Source organism: Streptomyces alboflavus, assembly GCF_000716675.1.
Taxonomy (GTDB): domain Bacteria; phylum Actinomycetota; class Actinomycetes; order Streptomycetales; family Streptomycetaceae; genus Streptomyces; species Streptomyces alboflavus.
The window spans coordinates 314201-335731 of the sequence record NZ_JNXT01000002.1 but is presented as its reverse complement, the minus strand read 5'-3'; the positions used below and the strand labels follow the sequence as shown (position 1 = coordinate 335731).

Here is a 21531-nt window from a genome sequence, read left to right as displayed (position 1 = left end):
TCGGGACGGGCGGCATGAACGTCGGGCTGATCTGGGCGCAGTCCCTCGACGGCGTGATCGGCGCGGACAACGGCATTCCGTGGCGGCTGCCCGAGGACATGGCGCACTTCAAGGCCACCACCCTCGGTCATCCCGTGGTGATGGGCCGCAGGACGTGGGACTCGCTGCCCGCGCGCTTCCGTCCGCTGCCCGGCAGGCGCAACGTCGTGGTGACGCGCGATCCGCTCTGGGCGGCCGAGGGCGCGGAACGCGCCGGGTCCATCACTGAGGCCCTGGAACGCGCGACCGAGCCGCCGGCGCCCGACGCCCCCGCCACGGCGTGGGTGATCGGCGGCGGCGAGATCTACCGGGCGGCCCTGGAGCACGCCACGACGCTCTCGGTGACCGAGGTCGACGCACCGGTGCGGGGCGACACGTATGCCCCGGCGCTGGACCCGATGTGGAAGGTCGCCGAGGACACGGGCTGGCAGACCTCCACCTCCGGTCTCCGCTATCGCATCCGCAGATACGAACGGTAACCGTCGAATCGCCGCGGATCAATTACCGGGATACCGGCATACCGACCTGGTCAATTCGGCGACTTCTGACACTTAAAACGCACTGGTCAGATTCCGGTTACGGACTTCTGTTGACCAGTAACGCTTCATGGCATTACGGCGCCGGTCGTACGACCCTTGACAAACCTTTCAGTCGGCGGAAACCATGGTGAATCTTGCTGGCGACGAGTGAGCCAGGGGAGGCCGTGAATGACCATCACGGAGCAGCCGTCAACATCGCGCCTTGAAGCTGATCTCTTCTTATTGCACGCGCCCAGCGTCTATGAATTCCGTGAGCGCGACGACATGCTGTTCGCTTATCTCAGCGACAGTGACAGCGTCAATGTCACCTCGGTGTACGAGATCTATCCCATCGGCTGGTTCTCGATAAAACAACGCCTTGCCGACGCCGGATTCGACACGAAAATCGTCAATGTCGCCTCGTTGATGCTCCTGCATCCCGAACTCGACGTCAAACGGCTGCTCGCCCGTTTCGAGGCCCCGATCTTCGGGTTCGACCTGCACTGGATGGCGCACTGTCACGGTTCGGTCGAGCTCGCCGCCGTCGTGAAGGAAGTGCACCCCGAGGCGCTCACCATCTTCGGCGGCATCTCGGCGACGTACTACGCGGACCAGCTCATCACGTACCCGAGTGTCGACGTCGTCGTCCAGGGATACGACACCCTCGACCCGGTCACCGAACTCGTCCGCAGGGTCCGGCGGGGCGACAGGGACTTCCGGTCCATCCCGAACCTGCTGTACAAGGTCGACGGCGAGGTCCGGGCCACCGGCTTCTCGCACACGCCGGACCGCAACTACAACAACGTCCGCAACGACTGGTCGTACTACCGCGAGACACCCGACGGCGGCCCTTCGGCGGCCAAACTCATCATGACGCTGCCCAACACCGGATGCGCGCACGACTGCGGCTGGTGCGGCGGATCGCGGTTCGCCTACCGCAACATCATGGGGGTCCGCAGGACCCTGGTGCAGAAGGACAACGACCTCGTCGTCGAAGAGCTCCGCACCATGCGCGAGGCCGCGAAGCGCACCTCGATATACGCCCTCCAGTGCTACTCCGAGAACCGCACGCGGATGCACCAGTATCTGGACGCCGTGAAAGAACTCGGCTACAAGAGTGTCCACTTCGAGCAGTTCAGCCTGACGCCCCTCGACATTCTCCGGAAGATGGGCGAGTCCACGGATTCCTACATCATGCTGTCCCCCGAGTCCCACGACCTGAAGATCAGCAAGGCGGCCGGGCGCGGGAACTACACCATGGAGCAGATGGAGGAATGGATTCCGCGTGCCCTCGACGCGGGTGTGAAAGGCATCATGATCTGGTTCTTCATCGGCATGCCCCACCAGGACCGGCAATCGGTGATGGACACGATCGCGTACTCGGAACGGCTCATCCGGAAGTTCGGCGGCTGGGCCGCCCTTCCGCTCATCTGCCCGATGGTGCCGTTCCTCGACCCGGGCTCCCAGTTCTTCGAGGAACCGGAGAAACACGGCTACCGCATCCACCACCGCACCCTCGAAGAACACCGTCAGGCCATGGTCGAACCCCTGTGGTACCGGCGGCTGAACTACGAGACGCGGTGGCTCGACCGGCGCGCGCTGCAGGACGTCTCGTACGAGGCGATCACGCGTCTGGTGGAGATCAAGGGTGAGTACGGAGTGCTCCCCGCCGGATTCTGCAAGGCCGTGCTGAGGACCATAGAGGAGACCCGGGAACTCCTCGGGGAAATGGAACGCGCCCTCCTGCTCGACCAGAAGCTCCCGGCCGACCTCCGCGACGAGATCCGGCACTACAACCGCAAGGTCCTCGCCTACACCAACGACCAGATCATGCCGGTCCCCCGGCCGCTCGGCGGCCGCTGGTTCGACGACGCCACCGTCCCGCCGCAGATGATCGAGGACATCCTGACGTCGTCGGCCGCCTCGTCCCCCGTCCGCGGGGCCTAGATGGACGCGCCGGCGCGGGCCCTGGACGCATCGGCAGACCGCGGGAGGTCCTGGTGCGGATCGCTGTGATCGGTGGTGGTCCCGGTGGGCTGTACTTCAGCGCCCTGGTCCGTCAGCTCGACCCCGGGCACGAGATCACCGTCTGGGAGCGGAACGCGCCCGACGAGACCTTCGGGTTCGGCGTGGTCCTCTCCGACCAGGCCCTGAGCGGGATCGAGCGCGCCGATCCGGCCGTCCTGTCCGAGATGCGGCCGATGCTCGCCCGGTGGGACGACATCGACGTGCACTACCGCGGCACCACCTTCACGGCGGGCGGCAACGGCTTCGCCGCGATGAGCCGCGCCGGGCTCCTCCTCGCCCTGCAGCGGCGCTGCGCCCAGCTCGGCATTCCGGTGCGACACGGCAGCGAGGCCACCGACGTCGACGCCCTCGCCGCCGACCACGACGTCGTGGTGGCCGCCGACGGGGCGAACTCCCTCGTCCGGGCGCGGTACGCGGAGACCTTCCGGCCCACGGTCCGCACCGGCACCTGCCGGTACATCTGGCTGGGCACCGACCTGGAACTCGGCTCGTTCACGTTCCACGTCCTCGACACGCCGGGCGGAGCCGCGCAGGTGCACGCCTATCCCGATGCGCGTCATACCAGCACCCTGATCCTGGAGCTCTCCGAAAGCGCCTGGCACGCGGCCGGGTTCGCCACCGCCACTCCCCCACGGCTCGCGCCGGGAGAGAGCGACGAACGGTCGATCGGCATCATCGCCGAGCTGTGCAAGGACATCCTCGACGGACAGAAGCTGTACGGGAACAACTCGCGCTGGCTCCGCTTCCCCACGGTGCGGTGCGACACCTGGAGCCACGGCAACGTCGTCCTGATCGGCGACGCCGCGCACACGGCGCACTTCTCCATCGGATCGGGCACCAAGCTCGCCATGGAGGACGCACTGGCCCTCGCCCGGAACCTGTGCGAGCAGCCGCACACGGAAGCGGCCCTCGCCGCGTACGAGGCCGAGCGCCGCCCGGCGATCGGCTCCCTGCAGCGCGCGGCGCGGGCCAGCCGGGAGTGGTTCGAGAACGTCGACCGCTACACCCACCAGGAGCCGCAGCAGTTCGCGGTGAACCTCCTGACCCGCAGCCGCCGGGTGTCCTACGCCGGCCTGCGCCGACGGGACCCCGGGTTCACCGCGCGGGCGGAGCGGTGGTTCGCCGACGCGGCGGGCGGTGCGGTGGTCGGCGGCACGGCGGGCGGCGAGGTGTGCGGCGATGCGGGCCCGCCGATGCTCCAGCCGTTCACGCTCGGCCGCCTGGAGCTGGTCAACCGCGTCGTGGTGTCCCCCGATTCGCGGGTCCCCGCCCACGACGGCGTGCCGGGGGACCTTGAGCTGGTGCGCCTGGGCGGGGCGGCGCTCGGTGGGGCGGGCCTGGTGCTGACGGGGCCGGTGGCCGTGTCCGCCACGGGCGGGGCAGGGCCCGGCAGGGCCGGACTGTGCAGCGGTGAACAGGCGGCCGGGTGGCGGCGGGTGGCGGACTTCGTCCACACACACTCACCGGCGAGGATCGGCGTACGCCTCGGCCACTACGGCCCTGACGGCTCCGCCGAAGCCCTGGGCGAGCTGCGCCGCGCGTTCGCCGCCGCGGCCCGGCGCGCCGCCGGCACCGGGCCCGGCGCGCCCGATGCCGCGGGGTTCGACCTGCTGGAACTGGACTGCGCCCACGGCAGCCTGGGCACCTCGTACGGGCGGCTGCGCCACCCGCTCGACGTCTTCGACGCGGTCCGTGCCGTGTGGCCGGACGAGCGGCCGCTCGGCGTGCGCATCTCACCGGCGCGGTGGTTCCCCGACGCGGACGGTGTCGACGCGGTGGTCCGGATCGCGAACGAGTTCGCCGCGCGCGGCGCGACGGCGGTGCACGTCTGCGCGGGGCCGCGGGCCGACCGCGACGGTTGCGCGGACCCGGACGCGTACGCGGACCGCATCCGCAACCAGGCAGGCGGCGGCCGCACGTTCGCGGTGATCGCGTCGGGCTCGATCCCCGTGTCCGACGTCGACACGATCGTCCTGGCCGGACGCGCGGACCTGTGCGTCGTGGACCGGCCAACCATGAACTCTCCCTGGCGCTTCCCGCGCGGGACGCCGGATCGTGCTACTTCACAAGAGTGGTCCTAGCGGAGGAGGATGCCGTGCTCCCTGTCGCAGATCTTGGCCTGCTGCCCGAGAGCGCAGCCGAGCACCACGGTGAGACCCCCCTGTGCGCGGACACGCCCTGGACCTCGGCGTGCCGCACCTCGGAAACGGTGAGCGACTTCGCGGTCGTGGTCGCGGACTACGCCGACCGGTTGTGGGGCGCCGGGGTGCGGCCGGGCGCGGTCGTCGCGCTGATCAAGGCCAACCACCTGGACATCCAGGCCATCCAGTGCGCCGTCGTCCGCGTCGGCGCCCTGCCCGCGCTCCTGTCGGTGGCGATGGAACCGGCCGATCTCCTGCACTGCCTCAAGGAACTCCAGCGGCCCCACGTCCTCACCGACGCCGACGGCGCCGCCGCCCTGCGCCCCTGGCAGGACCAGCTCGGCGACATCGCGGCCGGCGTCCTCACGCTCTCGCCCGAAGCGGCACTGACCGGGGCGGTCGAACTCAACAAACCGGGAAACCACCGCGTCACCCGCCGTCCGGGCACGGACCCGACCCTCATCACGCATTCGTCCGGCACCACCGGGAAGCCCAAACTCCTCGTGCACACGGTGGACTCGCTGTACGCCCACGTGGCGCCCCAGATCAATGTGGTGCAGTCGCTCGACTACGCCGGGATCAGCGCGAAATGCCTGTCCTTCGTGCATGTGCGGATGTCGACCGGCATCCTCACGGCGCTCAACACAGGCGTGCCGTTCCTCGGCATCTCCTCCCCCGACCCGGCCTCGGTGCGCGCCGCGCTCCTGCGCCACCGGCCGCAGACCTTGGAAGCGCAGCCCAACATGTTCCTGCGCTGGGAAGCGCTGGCGCGCGAGACACCGAACCCGTTCAGCACGGCGGAGCGCTACATCAGCAGCTTCGACGCACTGCACCCGCGCACCCTGCGGACGCTCCTCGAAGCGACGGACCACCCCGACCCGACCTTCATCCAGGCGTACGGACAGACCGAGACCGGCCCGGTCACGATCCTCATGACCAGGCGCTCCGACATCAGGGAGCCCGGCCGACTCCACTCCCGTGACGTGGGCGTCGCGTTCCCCGGCATGGAGATCCGCGTCGTCGACGACACCGGAGCGGTGCTTCCGCCCGGAACGCCCGGACAGATCGAGGTCCGCACGCCCGCCCGCGCCGAATCGATGATCGGCCGACCGCCGCTGCCCGGCCGTGACAGCTGGTGGCCCATGGCCGACATCGGCATGCTCCGCCCGGACGGTCACCTGGAGCTGCTCGACCGGCAGGTGGACCAGGTCCCCGGCGTGGCGAGCACCCTGCGCGCCGAGGACATCCTGCTCGACGAACTGCCGGACCTGGCCGAGGTCGTGATCGTCGGCAGGGACGGGACGGTCACCGCGGTGGCCGCCACGGCCGACGGCAAACCGGTCGACGAGGACCGCTGGCAGCAGGCCCGCGACAAGGCGGGGCTGCCCGAGGACACCAGGGTCGACTACCGGCCGTGGGAGGAGTTTCCGCTCACCGGCACGATGAAGGTCCGCCGCCATCGGCTGCTCCCGCCCGGAACCCTCGGATGAGTGGCTCCGCCACGTCGGCGGCATCGGTCTCCCACCGGTTCCTCCCGGCGGAGAGAAGGGCGGCGGCGCTCGTGCTCGGCGCGGCCTTCATTCTGCTCGCCGACACCTCCATCGTGAACGTGGCCATGCCGAGCCTCCAGCGCGACCTCGGGGCGAGCGTCCCTGAGGTGCAGTTGGTGGTCGCGGGCTATGTGGTCGCGTACGCGGTGATGCTCATCACCGGTGGCCGCCTCGGCGACCTCTACGGCCGACGGCGCATGTTCATGATCGGTGCCGTGTCCTTCACGCTGGCGAGCCTCGCCTGCGGTCTGGCGCAGGGGCCTGGCCAGCTCATCGCCGCGCGGGTGTGGCAGGGCCTGTCCGCGTCCGTGCTGTATCCGCAGATCATCGCGACGCTGCACATCGCGATCCCCGCGGTACGGCGAGGGCGGGCGTTCGCGCTGCTCGGCGCGGTGGTGAGCTGCGCGACGATCGCGGGGCCGATCATCGCCGGGCTGCTCATCGCCGCGGACGTCGCCGGGCTGCAGTGGCGCCCGATCTTCCTCATCAATGTGCCCGTCGGCATCGTCCTGATCGCCCTCGCACCCCGGATGGTCCCGGCGCACAAGGGGCTGCGTCTGCGGCTCGACCACGCGGGCTCGGTCACCGTCGTGCTGCTCCTGATCTCGCTGTTGGTGCCGCTCACGATCGGCCGTGACCAGGGCTGGCCGCTGTGGGGCTGGCTGCTGCTCCTGTGCGCGCCGGTGCTGCTCGTGGTGTTCCTCCGGCTCGAGTCCGCGCTGGAGAGGCGGGGGAGGTTTCCGCTGCTGCGGCCGGGGCTGTGGAGCGATCCGGCCTTCCGCCTCTCCCTGGCCCTGTATCTCGTGTACTTCTCCGCGGTCGTGCCCTTCTTCCTCTATTTCTCCATCACCCTGCAGTACGGCCTCGGTTACGGGGCGCTCGCGACCGCGGCGGCCATGGCGCCGTACGCGGTGGGGAGCACGGTCACGTCGTTGTGGTCGGCGCGTGTCGTGGCCCGTTTCACCGCGCCGCGCACGCTGCTCGCCGGCTGCGCCCTCTGCGTGGTCGGCAGCGCCTTGATGATCGCCACGATCGGCTGGAACGGCTCGGGGCGGCATCTCGGGTGGGCGATGGCGCCGACGATGGTGCTCACCGGTCTGGGCCTCGGCCTGGTGCTCGGGCCGTTGTTGAACTTCGTGATGGCCCGGGTGCGCCATGACGATTCCGGGGCGGTCTCCGGGGCGCTCTCCACCGCCCAGCAGCTCGGCTCCTCGCTGGGTGTGGCGGTGATGGGGCTCGCGTTCTTCCGTGGGTTCCACGGGGAGCTGACGGACCTCGACTATCCGCGTCTGCGGACCGACATGATGCTCGGGCTCGTCGTGGTGGTGACGGCTTTCGCCCTCGCGTCCGCGCTCGTGTGGCTCATCGCCCGCGGCAGCCGTGCCGACCGCGACGGTCCAACTCCATGACAGGAAAGGTGGTAACGCACGTGGACGGATCCTCGCCGTCGGGTGCCGTGACGATGCGGCAGAAGATGCTCGATGTGATCGCCGCCGGCAACACCCCGGTGCCGCCCTATGTCGAGCGCCTGTGTCTGCGGGTCGTGGCGATGGAATGGCGGTCGGGGTTCGTCGCGGTCGCCTTCCACATTCCCGATGAACTCTGTGTGGAGCCGAATGTGGCCTTCGGCGGCCATGTCGCGGGCATTCACGACCAGGCCGCCGGTTTCGCCCTGTTCAGCGTTCTCGAGGACGACATGGTGTTCGCCACGACCCAGTTGAACGTGACGTACCTGACGATGACGCGCCCCGGCGACGTGTGCGCCGAGGCCACGCTCGACACGATCGACGAGCGCTCCGCCGTGGTCCGTGTCTCGGTACTCCAGGGCGGAAGGGTGACCAGTGAGTCGGTCGTCACCGAGGCGATCAGAAAAGCCAGGAGATGAGTTGAGCGTGCGTGTCCGCGCGAGCGACCGAACCGGCGCCGTGCGCTCCGACGACGAATCGGTGAAGGAGACGAGAATGCCGTGTTGACCGACCGGGATGTGCGGGAGTTGGTGGCGGGCGTCCTGGAACGCGACGTCGCCGATGTCGGGATCGACAAGTCGTTCTACGGGGACCTGGAGATGGACTCGCTGCACAAGGCGGAGTTCGTCGTGGCCCTCGAACGGGCCACCGGAGCGGAGTTCGACCCGGCGGACGCCGCGCGGATGGACAGCGTCGGGGACGTGATGCGGCTGCTGCACGACCGGCATCAGGTGCCATGAGTCCCGCCACCGGCGCCGCGAACCCGGTCGAGCTGCTGCTCGGCCATCCCGGCAGCCGCCCCTGTGCCGTGGACCGCCGGGTCGGCGAGGTCAGCTACGCGTGGATGCGGGCCGCGGTGACGGACCGCGCCGGGGCCCTGCGGGCCGCCGGAGTCCGGCCCGGCTGTCGCGCGGTCGTCGTCTCCGACGACTCCGTGGCCGCGGTCACCGCCGTGCTCGCCCTGTGGTGGCACGGGTGCGTGCCCGTTGTCCTGCACCCGATGCTGCGGCCCGCGGAGCTGGGCTTCATCGTGCGGGACAGCGGGGCGGAGTACGTCGAGCTGTACGTCGCCGGGGCGCGGGAGGCGGCGCTGCGGGCCGAGTTGGGCGGGGTCGACGTGGAGCGGCGGGCGGCGGGACGCGCGGGGCTTGTGGGGCGCGTGGGGCCGATCACCGGTACCAGCACCGGCCCTGGTCCTGGCCTCGGTCCCGGGCGCGCGGGCCAGGCCCCGCCGCCACCGGCCCGCTTCCGCGCGGACGATGAGCTGTTGGTGCAGTACACCTCCGGCAGCACCGGCAGACCTCGGGGCGTACGGCACTGTCTGCGGGCGGTGCACGCGATCCTGCGCGGCGTCGGCAGCATGCTGGCGCTCACTCCCGACGACGTCGTCCTGTCCACCGCGAAGCTGTCGTTCGGGTACGGGTTCGGCAACTCGCTGCTCCATCCGTTCGCGGCGGGCGCGTGTTCGGTGCTCCTCGACGGGCCGGCGGATGCCTACGGCGTGGCGGCGGCCCTCGACACGTACCGGCCGACCGTGCTGTTCTCCGTGCCCCGCCTCTACGCGGGCCTGCTCGGGCTCGCCGAGCAGGGCAAGGCGGTCGAGACCGGCTCGCTGCGGCTCGCCGTGGCCACCGGGGAGCAGTTGCCGGGTGAACTGGCCGCCCGGATCACCGAGATGTTCGCGGTGCCGCTGCTCAACGGGTTCGGCGCGACCGAGGTCCTGCACACGGTCGTGGCGGCCGCCGTGGGGCAGGGAGCGGCCGCAGGTCCCGGGTCGATCGGCTTCCCGGTGCCCGGGGTGACGGCGACCGTGCGCGATGACGAAGGACGACCGGTCGGCGCCGGAGTCCACGGCCGCCTGCACATCGCGACGGAGTCGGCCGCGCTCGGCTACCTGGACCGGCCCGAGGACACCGCCCGCGCGTTCGCCGACGGCGGCGTCTACACCGGGGACATCGCCTTCCGCGCGACCGGCGGCGACCTCTGCCACGTCGGCCGCGCCGACGACATGCTCCTGCTCGGCGGCTACAGGATCGCACCCGCCGAGATCGAGCACGTGGTCCGGCAGGTCGCCGCGGTCGCCGACTGCGCGGTGGCGGGCGACACGGACGCCACGGGGCTCGAGCGGGCGACGGTGTACGTCGTGGCGCGGGACCCGGCCCGTCCGGACGAGGTCCGCAGGGCGGTGCGGGTGGCGCTGCGCGTCGGCTTGCCGCCGTACAAGAGGCCGTCCCGGGTCGAGATCATCGACCGGCTCCCCGTGACCGCCAACGGGAAGCTGGCCCGCTTCCGGCTGCGCGACAGGACCGGTGGGCCCGAGGGCGGCCCGGGCCGCGGTCCGGAGGGCGGTCCTGGCAGCGGTCCGCAGGGCGGACCTGGCGGTGGTCCGGACTCCGGCCCGGGCGGCGGTCCGGAGGGTGGGACATGAGCTGGGAGATCAGCGGCATGAGCGCCATCTGTGCGCTGGGCGACACCGTCGCCGGGATCCATGGCGCCCTGTGCGCGGGGCGGTCGGGCCCGGCGCCGCTCTCGGCGTTCGACAGGTCCAAGTACCGCGCGGGGGCGGCGTACGAGGTGCCGGACCGGGTGCGCGCCGGTGTGGACGAACCCCTCCGGGCGACCCGCTGGCTCGTCCGTGCCGTGCGGGAGGCGCTGGCCGACGCGGGACTGCCGGAACCGGAGCCCGGGCTGCCGGTCCTGGTCGGGACCACGCACCGGGAGATGCGGACCGCCGAGCTGTGGTGGCGGCACGACGGCGGCCTCTCCCCCACGGACCTGCACTTCACCTCGGCGTTGCGGGCCGCCTTCGGCCTGTCCGACGTGCAGACGATCGCCAGCGCCTGCGCGGCCTCGCTGTACGGCCTGGGGATGGCCACCGACCTGATCGCCCTCGGGGAAGCGGACACCGTGGTGGTGGCGGGCACCGACGCCATCACCGAGAGCTCGTTCGGCGGCTTCGACCGGATCCAGTTCCCGCCGCCGGACACGATCCGCGCGTTCGACCGGTCCCGGCGCGGCATGATCATGGGCGAGGGCGCGGTGGCGGTGGTGCTGCGCCGCCCCGGTACGCACCCCGGCCCCGTCCACGGCCTGGTCCGCGGTGTGAGCATGAACTGCGACGCGTCGCATCCGACGGCGCCGGATGCCGCGGGGATCGTCCGCGCGATCGAGGAGGCGCACGATCGCGCGTCGGTCGTCCCTGAGGACATCGGCCTGGTGATCGTGCACGGGAGCGGCACGCCGCAGAGCGACCTGGCCGAGGCGGTCGCGCTGCGTGACGTGTTCAAGGGCGCCGCCCCCGGCCCGCTCGTCACGGCGATCAAGGGCGGCATGGGCCACATCTCCGGCGGCGCGGGACTGCTGAACCTCGTCGTGGCGCTTGAGGCGATCCGTTCCCGGACCGTGCCCCCGATCAGCGACCTCACCGAGCCGATCGAGGAGACGCGAGAGCTGCGGATCGTGACCGGCCGGCCCGCCACGGAGCCGCTCGGCACCGCACAGGTGCACGCCGTCGGTATGGGCGGCATCAACGCTGTGGCGATCGTGGAAGGGGCCCCGCGGTGAGGACGGGCGCGACCGTGCGGACCGCTGTCACCGGTGTGGGCTGGGCGGTGGCGGGACCCGACTTCGACCCGGTGACCGCGCTGGCCGTGCGGGGCATGCGGCACAAGGACAGGGCGTCGCGGTTCGCGGTGCGGGCGGCGCGGCGGGCGCTCGAGGACGCCGGTCTGCTCGACGCACCCGAGCTGGACGGTGCGGCGGTGGTCGTCTCCAGCAACTTCGGGAACCTGGACCCGGTGTGCGACACCGTCACGACACTCGCCGCCGGGGGCAGCACGGACATCGGCCCGATGCGGGTACCGCAGCTGTCGAGCGCCGTCTCGGCGGCCTGGGTGGCGCTCGACCACGGCATCCGCGGCCCGAATCTGACGCTGTGCAACGGCGCTTCGGGCGGCCTCGACGCCGTGGCAGCGGCCCGGAACCTGATCGCGGCGGGCCGGGCCACGGCGGCCCTGGTGATCGGCGTGGAGCCGGACAGCCCGGCGGTGGCGAGGCTGCACCGGGAGACCGCCGGTTCCCGATGGATCGACGGGGCCGTGGGCCTGGTGATCGAGCCGGTGCGACAGGCCGTGCGCCGCGGTGCGCGGATCCGCGCTGAGATCGCCGGATACGGCAGGGCGCACGACGAGCGGTCGGCCGTCCGGGCGGCGGGCGCCACGGCGGTCCCGCGACTGGGCGCCGAGGCGAACGCACGGTTCGGGCGGTGCTCGGGCGCCCTGGGCGTGGTGCAGTGCGCGCTGGCCGTGGAGCGGCTGGATGACCCGGACGTTCCGGAGGGTGAGGCGGTGCTCGCCGTCGCGGGTGCCGGGACCGGGGAGAGCGACGGGACCTCAGTCGCCGCGCTGGTCCTCAGGCTCTCCCGGGGGAGGCACACATGAACACGTACGACGGCGACCGACGTGTCGTCATCACGGGCCTGGGCGCGATCTCCTGCCTGGGCACCGGTGTCGCAGCGCACTGGGACGGCCTGCTCGCGGGCGGCGGGGAGCCCGCCGAGGTGCCGCTGCCGCACCTCAACATGCGGACGACGAAGATGTATCTGGTCGACCGGGCGGACGTGCCCGCGCAACCGGCGAGCCACGCCGGGGTGGAGCTGGGGAGCAGCCCGCGCCTGGCGGTGGCCGCGGCCGAACAGGCGCTCGCCGACGCCGGTGTGGAGGAGGCGGCGCGCGCCGCTGTTCCCGTGGTGCTCGGGGTGGAGCTCGGCAACGCGGACATGCAGGAGATCCAGCGCAGCGCGGGCCGGACGGCGTGGACCACGCTGACGCCCGCGGCCGCTGTCGTGGGCGCGGAGATCGGCTCGCGGGCGGCGTCGACCAGTGTGGGCAACGCCTGTTCGGCCAGTGGCTACGCGCTGACGATCGCTCTGGACATGATCCGCGCGGGTGAGGCGACGACGGTGCTGGTCGGCGGGGCCGAGGGGATCACACGGGCGGGGATCGGGGCCTTCAACCGGCTGGGGGCCGCGGATCCGGTGCGCTGTCGGCCGTTCGACCGGAACCGGGCGGGCACGATGTTCGGCGACGGCTCGGCCATGCTCGTGCTCGAGGCGGCCGGGCACGCCCGGCGGCGCGGCGCCGAGCCGTACGCCGAGCTTGCCGGTGCGGCCTGGAGTTGCGACGCCTACCATCCGACGGCCCCCGATCCGTCCGGTGACCAGATCGTGCGCGCGATGACCGAGGCGCTGGCCGACGCCGGTCTGAGCAGCTCCGAGGTGGGCTGTGTCATCCCCCACGGCACGGGCACACCGCTCAACGACGTGGTGGAGAGCCAGGCGCTCCACCGGGTGTTCGGCGGGCGGACGCGGGCGCTGCCGCTCTTCTCGCTCAAGGCGATGATCGGTCACACGACCGGTGCGGCGGGCGCGTTCGCCTGCCTCACGGCGACGCTGATGCTGCGCCACCGGACGAGCCCGGCGAACACCCCGATCGAGCAGGACCCGGAGTGCGACGTGTGGGTTCCGCAGGAGCGTCCGGTGCGGTTGGAGGCGCCCGCGGTCCTGGTCAACACGTACGCGTTCGGCGGCAACAACACGTCGCTCGTCGTCCGGGACGTGGCCGGAGCGGTCAGCGACATGGCCGGGGGCGGCGAGGGTGCGGCCCGGGTCGGCACGGGCGTGGCCGGGGAGGATGCGGAGGGGGCGCGCGGTGACCACAGGTGAACTGGCCGTCGTGGGCCTGGGATTGGTGGCGCCGGGTGTCCGGGGGCCCGAGGGAGCGCTGGATCCGGCGCGGGAGGCGGTTCCCGGCTGGTTCCGGCCCGAGGTCGCGCTGCCCAGCCGTGGCTACCGGCGGCTGCCCGACGCCTGCAAGTACCTCCTCGCCGCGTCGAGGCTGGCGGTCGGCGACGCCGGGGACCGGTTCGCGAAGACCGAGCGGAACCTGCGGGCGGCGGCGGTGGCCGTCAACAACACCGGCGCCGCTCTCCTGGAAGAGCTGGACCACATCATCATGCGGGACGGCGCCGAGGAGATGTCGCCGTCCAGCAGCCCCTTCATCGCCATGAGTTCGTTCGCGAGCCGCCTGTCGATGGAGCACGACATCACCGGCTTCAACCTCACCGTGAACTCCCCCGTCACCGCAGGTCTCGAGGCGTTGGGCACAGCGGCCCGCGCGGTCGCCGCGGGCCGGGCCCGGGCGGTCCTGGTGTGCGCGGTCGAGGAGGCGCTGTCGCCCGCCCAGGCGACCGGGCCCCGTTCGGAGGTGGGTGCGGCGGTGCTGCAGTGCGAGCCCGTCGCGGGTGGCGACGCGGGCTACGGCACGTGCCGGACGCGCGGCGCGTTCCTGGATCCCGCCGCGGCGGCGCGCGACGTCGCCGCCGTCCTCGGGCCGCTGGCGGGCGCCGACCCGCCGGGCCGGATCGACGCCGTCCTCGACGACTCCGCGGTGGGGACGGCCGTCGCCCGGTGGCTGGACGGCCTCAGCGGGTGCGACGTCGTCCTGGTGCCGTCTCCGGCGCAGGCGGGGTGCCTCGTCCCCCTGCGGCGCGCCCTCGGCCTGTTCGCGCAGGAGCACCCGGCCCCCACCCGGCGCGCGGTCCTCGCGGCCTCCGCCCAGGGCACGCTCGCGTGGGCCGACCTGACCGTCACACCCCGCCGCGCCGGGGAGCCGGACGCGCGCACCGAACCGAAGGCCCGCGCCTGACCGGCTCGGCCCCGGCCAGCACCCGACCAGCACCCGACCAGCAGGGAGGAAAGCCATGTTCGTTCCCCTCAAGGGGTCCTGGGCCCTGGTCTTCGGCGTCTCCAGCGGCATGGGCAAGGAGACCGCGCGGGCCCTGGCCGCCGCGGGCTGCAACATCATCGGGGTGCACTTCGACCTGGCCGAGGGGCGGCAGCGGGCGCAGGAGTACGCCGAGTCGCTCGGTGAACTCGGCGTGGAGGCGCACTTCTTCAACCGCAATGTCGCGGCGGAACAGGCCCGCGCCGAGCTCGTCCCCGTCATCCGCGACCTGACGTCCGGCGCCGGGACCCGGGTCGTCCTGCACTCGGTCGCCTACGGGACGCTGACGTCCCTCCTCCCGGCGCCCGGCGGCCAGGAGGGCGAGGCCCCGGAGGTCACGCCCAGACAGCTCACGATGACGGTCGACGTCATGGGGCACAGCCTCGTGTACTGGATGCAGGACCTGGTGAGGGCGGAACTGCTGCCGCGCGGCGCGAAGGTCTTCGCCATGACCAGCGCGGGCGGGACCCGGGTCCTTCCCGGCTACGCGCCCGTGTCGGCGGCGAAGGCGACGCTGGAGGCCCACGTCCGCGACCTCGCGGTGGAACTCGCGCCCCGGGGCGTGGCGGTGAACGCGATCCGGGCGGGCACCACGGTCACCCCGGCGCTGCGGAAGATCCCGGGCAGCGACAAGCTCATCGCCCACTGCCGGGAGATCAACCCCGGCGGCCGGCTGACGCGCCCCGAGGACGTGGCCGAGGCGATCGTCACCTTGTCCTCGTCCGACTCGGCGTGGCTCACCGGCAACGTCATCGGAGTCGACGGCGGAGAAGCCCTCGTCGTGTGAACCGCGCTCGACTCGCCCGCACCGCGATCGAGTCATCCGAACCGCGATCGAAAGGAGCCGCACCATGGCGGACCACCGGACAGCCGGAGTCGACCTCGAGGACCTGCGCGCGCTGCTCGCCGAAGAGCTCGAACTCCCCGTCGAGGAAGTGACCGACGAGGCCCACCTCAAGGACGACCTCGACGTGGACTCCCTGACCGCGATGGAGGTCGCCGTCCAGATCGAGAAGAAGTACCGCATCAAGATCGACGAGGCGGAGATCCCGAACCTCACGTCGCTGACGGCCATCCACCGGCTCGTCACCGCCAAGGTCGGGGCGACCTGATGACCGGCGGGGACAGGCCGGTCGCGGTCGTCACCGGCGGATCGCGCGGCATCGGGCGGGCCGTCGTGCTCCGTCTCGCGGCCGACGGCTTCGACGTGGCGTTCTGCTATCTCGCCAGCCGGGAGCGGGCCGACGAGGTCGCCGCCGAGGCACGCCGCGCCGGCGCGCGGGTGCTGACCCGCAGGACCGACGTCTCGGTCCCGGGCCAGGCCGAGGAACTCGTGTCCGCGGCAGAGGCAGAACTGGGCCCCCTGGGGGCGGTGGTGGCCAACGCCGGTGTCGTGCGCGACCGGCAGCTGGCCCGGATGGCCCACGACGAGTGGGACACGGTGGTCCGCACGAATCTCGACGGCACCTTCCACGTCTGCCGTGCTGCGGCGCGCTCCCTGATGCGGCACGACAGCGGAGCCATCGTCACGATCTCCTCGGTCGCGGGCATCTACGGCAACGTCGGCCAGTCGAACTACGCGGCGTCGAAGGCCGGGATCATCGGGTTCACCAGGTCGATCGCGAAGGAGCTCGGCCGGTTCGGCGTGCGGGCCAACTGCGTGGCGCCCGGCATGATCACGACCGACATGACCGACGACCTCGGCGAGGCGAAGCGCAAGGAGCAGCTCGACAGGATCCCGCTGCGCCGCCCCGGCACCCCCGACGAGGTCGCCGACCTGGTGTCCTTCCTGGTGTCCCACCGTGCCGCCTACATCACGGGGCAGGTCCTCGGCGTCGACGGCGGCTTCTCGCTGTGACGCCTACCGGAACAGGTCGACGGAGACGTCCGGGGACAGTGCGCGCAGGAAGTCCTCCGCGTCGAACAGCTCGCCCGCCGACGCGACCCCGGTCGTCCTCGTTCTGCCGTCGAGGACGCGCTCGACCGCCTCGACGGCGAGGGGCGCGCTCACGGCGTAGATGTCCTGGCCCCGCGCCACGGCACGGCGTTCCTCGCCGCCGGAGCGCACGACGACGTCGAGCAGGAAGGTCTGCGCGGAGCGCCCGGCGGCGTCGACCGGGGCGGGCGCCGGTGTGTCCGGGGCCGTGAGGTCCCGGACGGCCTCGACTGTCATGTAGCCGCGCACCTCGGGCACGGACAGATGGCTGGGGACGGTGACGGCGTCGGCCATCGTGAACTCGCCGATGACGGCCCGGGTGCCCATCGGGTCCGGGAAGTCCCACGTCAGGGTGGGTGCTTCGTCGTCGCGGTACTCCAGGCGCCCGTTCGTGTAGAGGACGCGTCGGCTGTCGCGGCGCTCCCGGGAGACCGCGCCCGCGGTGCGCGTCCCCGTGGTGGGGTGCCAACTGCTCAGGCCGTACGCGATGTGCACCTCGTCGGCGGCCGTCCAGTCGCCGAGCGCCGCGGTGGCGAGGAGGTCGCCGAGGCCACCGTAGAAGGCCATGGCGGGCACGATCACGGCGCCCTCGGCGCGGGCCCGGTCCGCGTAGCGCGCGAACGTGTCGGCGTTGGCCTCGATCTCGGCCGCCACGTCCACGTACGGGATGCCCGCGCGCAGCGCCGCCTCGATGAGCGGGGCTGCCGTCGTCGCGAAGGGCCCGGCGCAGTTGACCACGGCGGCCGTGCCGGCGAGCGCGCGGTCCAGCGCGTCCGCGTCGTCGACCGTCGCCGGGCGGGCCTGAAGCCCCTCGTGCGCCGCGGCGAGGGAGCGCAGCTTGTCCGCGTCGCGGCCGGACAGGACCGGCACGAAGCCGCGGTCCCTCAGCTCCGCCACCACGAACCGACCAGTGTGCCCGTACGCGCCGAACACCAGCACCCGCTGTCCCCTACCCATGACCTCGACCTCTCCCCGTTCTCCGTCTGCCCGTGTCTCCGCGTGATCCACTACGACCATCCTGGCGGGCGTGGGCGGGCTCGACGAGTGTCTGGAACGACATGCCTCGTACAATTTCCGACATGGGAACTGTCGCGCTGGCCCTCACCGACGGCATGATGCCGTTCGAACTCACCGTCGCGTACGAGGTGTTCGGCTCCGCCCCGCCGAGCGTGCCCGGGCCGTGGTACGACCTCGTCGTGTGCGGTTCGGGGGCGGCGCGGGTCGGCCGGTTCACGCTGGAGCCCGACGCGGGCCTCGACCGGATCCGGCACGCCGATACCGTGATCGTCCCCGCCTGGGCGGACGTCGACGTCGCCCCGCCCGCCGACCTGATCGGCGCGGTGCGCGCGGCCCACGAGGCGGGTGCGCGCGTGGCGTCCCTGTGCACGGGCGCGTTCGTCCTGGCCGCCGCCGGGATCCTGGACCAGAGGCGCGCGACGACGCACTGGGCGCACACCGGCGTGCTTGCCGAGCGCTATCCACAGGTGGAGGTCGACGCGGACGTCCTGTACGTGGACAACGGGAGCGTGCTCACCTCCGCGGGCAAGGCCGCCGCCCTCGATCTGTGTCTGCACCTGGTCCGTCTCGACCACGGCTCGTCGACGGCCAACGCCGTCGCCCGCCGCCTGGTCGTCCCGCCCCACCGGGACGGCGGCCAGGCCCAGTTCGTCGCCACGCCGGTGCCCACCCGGCCCGACCATCCGCTCGCCGCGCTCCTCGCCTGGGTGGTCGAGCGGCTCGACGAGCCGCTGACCGTGGAGGACCTGGCGCGCCGGGCACGGCTGAGCTCGCGCCAGCTGACCCGGCAGTTCCGGTCGGCGACCGGCACGACCCCGCTGCAGTGGCTCCTGACCCAACGGATCCACCGCGCCCAGGAGTTGCTGGAGACCACCGACGACAGTGTCGACGCCGTCGCCGAGGCCACCGGCATGGGCACGGCGACGACGCTGCGCCGCCACTTCCACCGGGCGGTCGGGGTGCCGCCGGACGCCTACCGCCGTACGTTCCGGATCCGGTCCGGCCCCGACCAGGGCGTGTGAGCAGCGCGTGCGGTGCCGCCGTGATCGGGAGCCAGCCCCGCGGGCGTCCTGACCGGCACCCGTACCATTCCGGAGCATGACGACGTCGCCGGACCCCGGGAGCACCGCCATCCCCACCAGCCAGGCCCTCCGCCCGTTCCGCATCGCCGTCCCCCAGGACGCCCTGGACGATCTCCACGAACGTCTCGACCGGACCCGCTGGCCCGACGAGCTGCCCGGGGTGGGCTGGGACTACGGCATTCCGCGCGGCTACCTCAAGGAACTCGTGGACCACTGGCGGCACACGTACGACTGGCGGGCGGCGGAGGCACGGCTCAATGAATGGCCGCAGTTCACCACCGAGATCGACGGCGCCACCGTCCACTTCGCCCACGTCCGCTCCCCCGAGCCCACCGCGACACCACTCCTGATGACCCATGGCTGGCCGGGGTCGATCGCCGAGTTCATCGAGGTCGCGGGCCCCCTCACCGACCCGCGCGGGCACGGCGGCGACCCGGCCGACGCCTTCCACCTGGTCCTGCCGAGCATCCCCGGGTTCGGCTTCTCGGGCCCCACCCGGGACACGGGGTGGGAGTTCCAGCGGGTGGCCGCCGCGTTCGGGCAGCTGATGGAGCGCCTCGGCTACGACCGGTACGGGGTCCAGGGCGGCGACTGGGGCGCGGCGATCTCGCGCGAGCTGGGCCGGATCCGGCCGGACCGGGTCATCGGCGTCCACCTGAACCTGCTGCCGAACGCGACCCCCACCCGGGAACCCGACGCGGCGGAGCTCGCGACCCTCGGCGTGGACGAGCGTGAGCGCACCCTGGAGTCGTGGGCGCGCTACCAGGTGTGGAGCCGGGACCTGCAGGGCTACGCGGACATCCAGTCGACCCGCCCGCAGACCCTGGCGTACGGCCTGACGGACTCGCCTGTGGGGCAACTGGCCTGGATCGTGGAGAAGTTCAAGGAGTGGACCGACTCCCGGGAGCGCCCGGAGGAGGCCGTCGACCGCGACCAGATGCTCACCAACGTCATGCTGTACTGGCTCACCGGCACGGCCGGTTCGGCGGCCCGCATCTACTACGAGCGGGCACACGCCGACTACCAGGGCACCCTGCCGCTGCCCTCGCCGACGCCGACGGCGCTGGCCGTCTTCCCGCACGACAACTTCGTACCGCTGCGCCACATCGCGGACCGGACCAACAACATCGTGAGATGGACGAACCATGACCGGGGCGGGCACTTCCCGGCGATGGAGCAGCCGCAGTTGCTCGTCGACGACGTGCGGCGGTTCTTCGGGGAACTGCGGGAGCAGGCGGGCGGCGGGCGCTGAGAGGGACGTCCCGGCACCCGCCGCCGCACGTGTTCCGGCTGCCGGGCGGTTCTATGTCCCGGCCGGGCCGGGCTTCCCGGCGAGGGACTCCTGAATGACGTCCGCGTTGGTGCGCGATTCCTTGATCAGGCCGTCGCAGAAGGCGGCGACGTCCTCACCGATGAGTTCCAGGACGCCCTTTCCGGCCGCGACGCCCTCCTCGAAGAAGTCGACGATTCCCGGGAGCAGGGGCCCGTCGGGCAGGTCGACCGGTCCGACCTTGAAGAAGTACTTCTGCATCTCCTTGTAGACGATCCGGTAGTCCGGTGGGAGCGCCTTGACCCGCGCCTGGTGCGCCCGCCACTCCTTCTTGCCCTCGATGAGGTCCTGGATTCCCACGTCAGCCTCCCAGCCGGCCCAATTTCCTCGCGACGTTCCGGTTCAACTGCTCGCGCCAACGGTCCCGATGGTCCCGGGACCCTTCCCCGCCGACCAGCGCCGCGCAGAAGCCCTTGACGTCGTCGCCGAGCACGTCGCGGACGCTCTGCCCGTCCCCCGCCGTCTCCTCAAGCAGCCCCAGGGCGCCGTCGAGGATCGGCATCAGATTGCGGCCCGTGAAGTCCCCGTAGGGGGTGAGGTGCAGCTTGATCTGCTCCCACGCGTCCTGATATTCGGCGGGCAGCGCCTTGGCCCGGGCTTCGAACGCCTGGTATTCCCTGGTGAGATCGCTGCCGGTGATGGTTTCCCAGAAAGTCATCTCCCGCCCCCCTTGAGCTTGTCGATGCGCGAGGAGAGGTACTGCCATTTCACCCAGAACCTCTCGCGTTCTTCGCGGCCCGCGTCGTTGAGTGCGTAGAACTTGCGCGGGGGCCCCATCCCGGACGGCTTCTTCGTCACCTGGACGAGTCCGTTCTTCTCCAGGCGCAGCAGGATGGTGTAGACGGTCCCCTCGACGACGTCGGTGAAGCCGAGTTCGTTCAGCCGACGCGTGATGGCGTACCCGTAGGTCTCCTCGCCGCTGATGATCTCGAGCACGCAGCCTTCGAGCGTGCCCTTCAGCATCTCGGTCAGGTCGTCCATCGCGGGCCTCCCCTCCGAATCCCCCAGTACTGCGTAGCACCGAGTACCACTACACAGTATCACGGAGTAGTGCGGCGGCCAGGGGCATGGCGGCGGGATTGATGTGTGTCAGAGGTCGAGTACGGCGCGGAGCGCGTTGTCGACGAGGGACTGCTGCTCAGGGCCGATGTTGCCGAGCAGCGTGCCCGTCTCGAAGCGGGACGCGGAGAGCTGCAGGACGTTGACGGCGACGACCGAGGCGTCGACCGGTGCGGTCAGGCGCACGCTCATCGCGGTGTCGGGGTGCACGGCGGGGGCGTGCAGCACCAGGGCGACCACGGCGCCGTAGGCCTCGGCGAGGCCGTCGAGGCTGACGACGAGCACCGTGCGGTTGCCCTTGCCGGTGTCGAGGTCCCAGACGTCGCCCTTGCCGATCGTCACAGGGAGTCGCCCTCGCCGTCGAGGTCGAGCGGTGCGACGAGGGCGAGCTTGCGGCCGGCGTCGAGCGTCATCTGCCGGCGCACGGCGCGCAGGATGTAGTCGTTCAGCGACGGCGCGTCGGCCGCGGCGTCGCGCAGCGGCTGGTCCATCGCGTCGGGGATCCGCAGAGTGATGGCAGTCATGACACCAAATGTAGTGGCACAGGTGGTGTCAGGACAGGCCTCCTGGTGAGGGAGGGACG

At 71.8% G+C, this 21531-nt stretch carries 23 protein-coding genes; 17 read left to right on the top strand and 6 right to left on the bottom strand.

The window, feature by feature from the left end; translation table 11 throughout:
* Positions 1–14 precede the first annotated feature (14 nt).
* The 15 genes from OO63_RS02985 to fabG all read left to right on the top strand — a co-directional run bounded on the left by OO63_RS02985 (position 15) and on the right by fabG (position 16382).
* Complete coding sequence (locus OO63_RS02985) at positions 15–518, top strand: dihydrofolate reductase (protein WP_030356760.1); 504 nt, start codon at positions 15–17, stop codon at positions 516–518.
* A 228-nt stretch (positions 519–746) separates the two neighbouring features.
* Positions 747–2504, top strand: coding sequence for a B12-binding domain-containing radical SAM protein (locus OO63_RS02980; RefSeq protein ID WP_234311045.1), 1758 nt, complete (start codon positions 747–749; stop codon positions 2502–2504).
* Between the two features lie 53 nt (positions 2505–2557).
* The gene (locus OO63_RS02975) at positions 2558–4666 is read left to right on the top strand and encodes an oxidoreductase (protein WP_051810470.1); all 2109 of its coding nucleotides are present in this window, start codon (positions 2558–2560) and stop codon (positions 4664–4666) included.
* Positions 4667–4680: 14 nt separating this feature from the next.
* Positions 4681–6216: a class I adenylate-forming enzyme family protein gene (locus OO63_RS02970; RefSeq protein WP_051810469.1), complete on the top strand. Its 1536-nt coding sequence runs from the start codon at positions 4681–4683 to the stop codon at positions 6214–6216.
* Positions 6213–7685 (top strand): MFS transporter, encoded by a 1473-nt coding sequence (locus tag OO63_RS02965; RefSeq protein WP_051810468.1) that lies wholly within the window; start codon positions 6213–6215, stop codon positions 7683–7685. Before OO63_RS02970 ends, OO63_RS02965 begins: the two co-directional genes overlap by 4 nt.
* A 53-nt stretch (positions 7686–7738) precedes the next feature.
* Positions 7739–8161, top strand: coding sequence for a PaaI family thioesterase (locus tag OO63_RS02960; protein ID WP_157853931.1), 423 nt, complete (start codon positions 7739–7741; stop codon positions 8159–8161).
* An 81-nt stretch (positions 8162–8242) separates the two neighbouring features.
* Complete coding sequence (locus OO63_RS02955) at positions 8243–8482, top strand: acyl carrier protein (RefSeq protein WP_030356766.1); 240 nt, start codon at positions 8243–8245, stop codon at positions 8480–8482.
* On the top strand, positions 8479–10170 hold the full coding sequence (locus OO63_RS02950; protein WP_051810467.1) for a class I adenylate-forming enzyme family protein: 1692 nt from the start codon (positions 8479–8481) through the stop codon (positions 10168–10170). The genes OO63_RS02955 and OO63_RS02950 overlap by 4 nt, the downstream gene beginning before the upstream one ends.
* Positions 10167–11306, top strand: coding sequence for a beta-ketoacyl synthase N-terminal-like domain-containing protein (locus OO63_RS02945; RefSeq protein WP_030356768.1), 1140 nt, complete (start codon positions 10167–10169; stop codon positions 11304–11306). The genes OO63_RS02950 and OO63_RS02945 overlap by 4 nt, the downstream gene beginning before the upstream one ends.
* Before the next feature lie 14 nt (positions 11307–11320).
* Complete coding sequence (locus tag OO63_RS02940) at positions 11321–12181, top strand: beta-ketoacyl synthase N-terminal-like domain-containing protein (RefSeq protein ID WP_157853930.1); 861 nt, start codon at positions 11321–11323, stop codon at positions 12179–12181.
* Complete coding sequence (locus OO63_RS02935) at positions 12178–13464, top strand: beta-ketoacyl-[acyl-carrier-protein] synthase family protein (RefSeq protein ID WP_063750346.1); 1287 nt, start codon at positions 12178–12180, stop codon at positions 13462–13464. The genes OO63_RS02940 and OO63_RS02935 overlap by 4 nt, the downstream gene beginning before the upstream one ends.
* On the top strand, positions 13451–14446 hold the full coding sequence (locus OO63_RS02930) for a beta-ketoacyl synthase N-terminal-like domain-containing protein (RefSeq protein WP_051810465.1): 996 nt from the start codon (positions 13451–13453) through the stop codon (positions 14444–14446). The genes OO63_RS02935 and OO63_RS02930 overlap by 14 nt, the downstream gene beginning before the upstream one ends.
* Before the next feature lie 55 nt (positions 14447–14501).
* A complete protein-coding gene (locus OO63_RS02925; protein ID WP_030356772.1) occupies positions 14502–15311 on the top strand; it encodes an SDR family oxidoreductase in 810 nt (269 codons plus the stop codon).
* Between the two features lie 64 nt (positions 15312–15375).
* Entirely contained in the window at positions 15376–15636 is a 261-nt protein-coding gene (locus OO63_RS02920) for an acyl carrier protein (RefSeq protein WP_030356773.1), read from the top strand.
* A complete protein-coding gene (fabG, locus tag OO63_RS02915) occupies positions 15636–16382 on the top strand; it encodes a 3-oxoacyl-ACP reductase FabG (protein ID WP_030356774.1) in 747 nt (248 codons plus the stop codon). The genes OO63_RS02920 and fabG overlap by 1 nt, the downstream gene beginning before the upstream one ends.
* A gap of 3 nt (positions 16383–16385) precedes the next feature.
* Here the strand turns inward: fabG and OO63_RS02910 are convergent, their stop codons facing one another.
* Positions 16386–17417, bottom strand: a complete 1032-nt coding sequence (locus tag OO63_RS02910; protein ID WP_030356775.1) for a saccharopine dehydrogenase family protein — start codon at positions 17415–17417, stop codon at positions 16386–16388.
* Between the two features lie 122 nt (positions 17418–17539).
* Between OO63_RS02910 and OO63_RS02905 the strand changes: the two genes are divergently transcribed.
* Both OO63_RS02905 and OO63_RS02900 read left to right on the top strand, forming a co-directional pair.
* Positions 17540–18499, top strand: a complete 960-nt coding sequence (locus OO63_RS02905) for a helix-turn-helix domain-containing protein (RefSeq protein ID WP_033263709.1) — start codon at positions 17540–17542, stop codon at positions 18497–18499.
* 76 nt (positions 18500–18575) lie between these two features.
* Positions 18576–19811 carry an epoxide hydrolase family protein gene (locus tag OO63_RS02900; protein WP_030356777.1) on the top strand — a complete coding sequence of 412 codons (1236 nt, stop codon included), beginning with the start codon at positions 18576–18578 and terminating at the stop codon, positions 19809–19811.
* Between the two features lie 51 nt (positions 19812–19862).
* On the opposite strand, the gene OO63_RS02895 is transcribed toward OO63_RS02900, so the two are convergent.
* The 5 genes from OO63_RS02895 to OO63_RS02875 all read right to left on the bottom strand — a co-directional run bounded on the left by OO63_RS02895 (position 19863) and on the right by OO63_RS02875 (position 21472).
* On the bottom strand, positions 19863–20189 hold the full coding sequence (locus tag OO63_RS02895) for a DUF1048 domain-containing protein (RefSeq protein ID WP_030356778.1): 327 nt from the start codon (positions 20187–20189) through the stop codon (positions 19863–19865).
* Between the two features lies 1 nt (position 20190).
* Entirely contained in the window at positions 20191–20547 is a 357-nt protein-coding gene (locus OO63_RS02890; RefSeq protein WP_030356779.1) for a DUF1048 domain-containing protein, read from the bottom strand.
* A complete protein-coding gene (locus tag OO63_RS02885) occupies positions 20544–20870 on the bottom strand; it encodes a PadR family transcriptional regulator (protein ID WP_030356780.1) in 327 nt (108 codons plus the stop codon). Before OO63_RS02885 ends, OO63_RS02890 begins: the two co-directional genes overlap by 4 nt.
* Before the next feature lie 108 nt (positions 20871–20978).
* Positions 20979–21290, bottom strand: coding sequence for a hypothetical protein (locus OO63_RS02880; RefSeq protein WP_087887163.1), 312 nt, complete (start codon positions 21288–21290; stop codon positions 20979–20981).
* On the bottom strand, positions 21287–21472 hold the full coding sequence (locus OO63_RS02875; RefSeq protein ID WP_030356782.1) for a hypothetical protein: 186 nt from the start codon (positions 21470–21472) through the stop codon (positions 21287–21289). The genes OO63_RS02880 and OO63_RS02875 overlap by 4 nt, the downstream gene beginning before the upstream one ends.
* Positions 21473–21531: the final 59 nt, after the last annotated feature.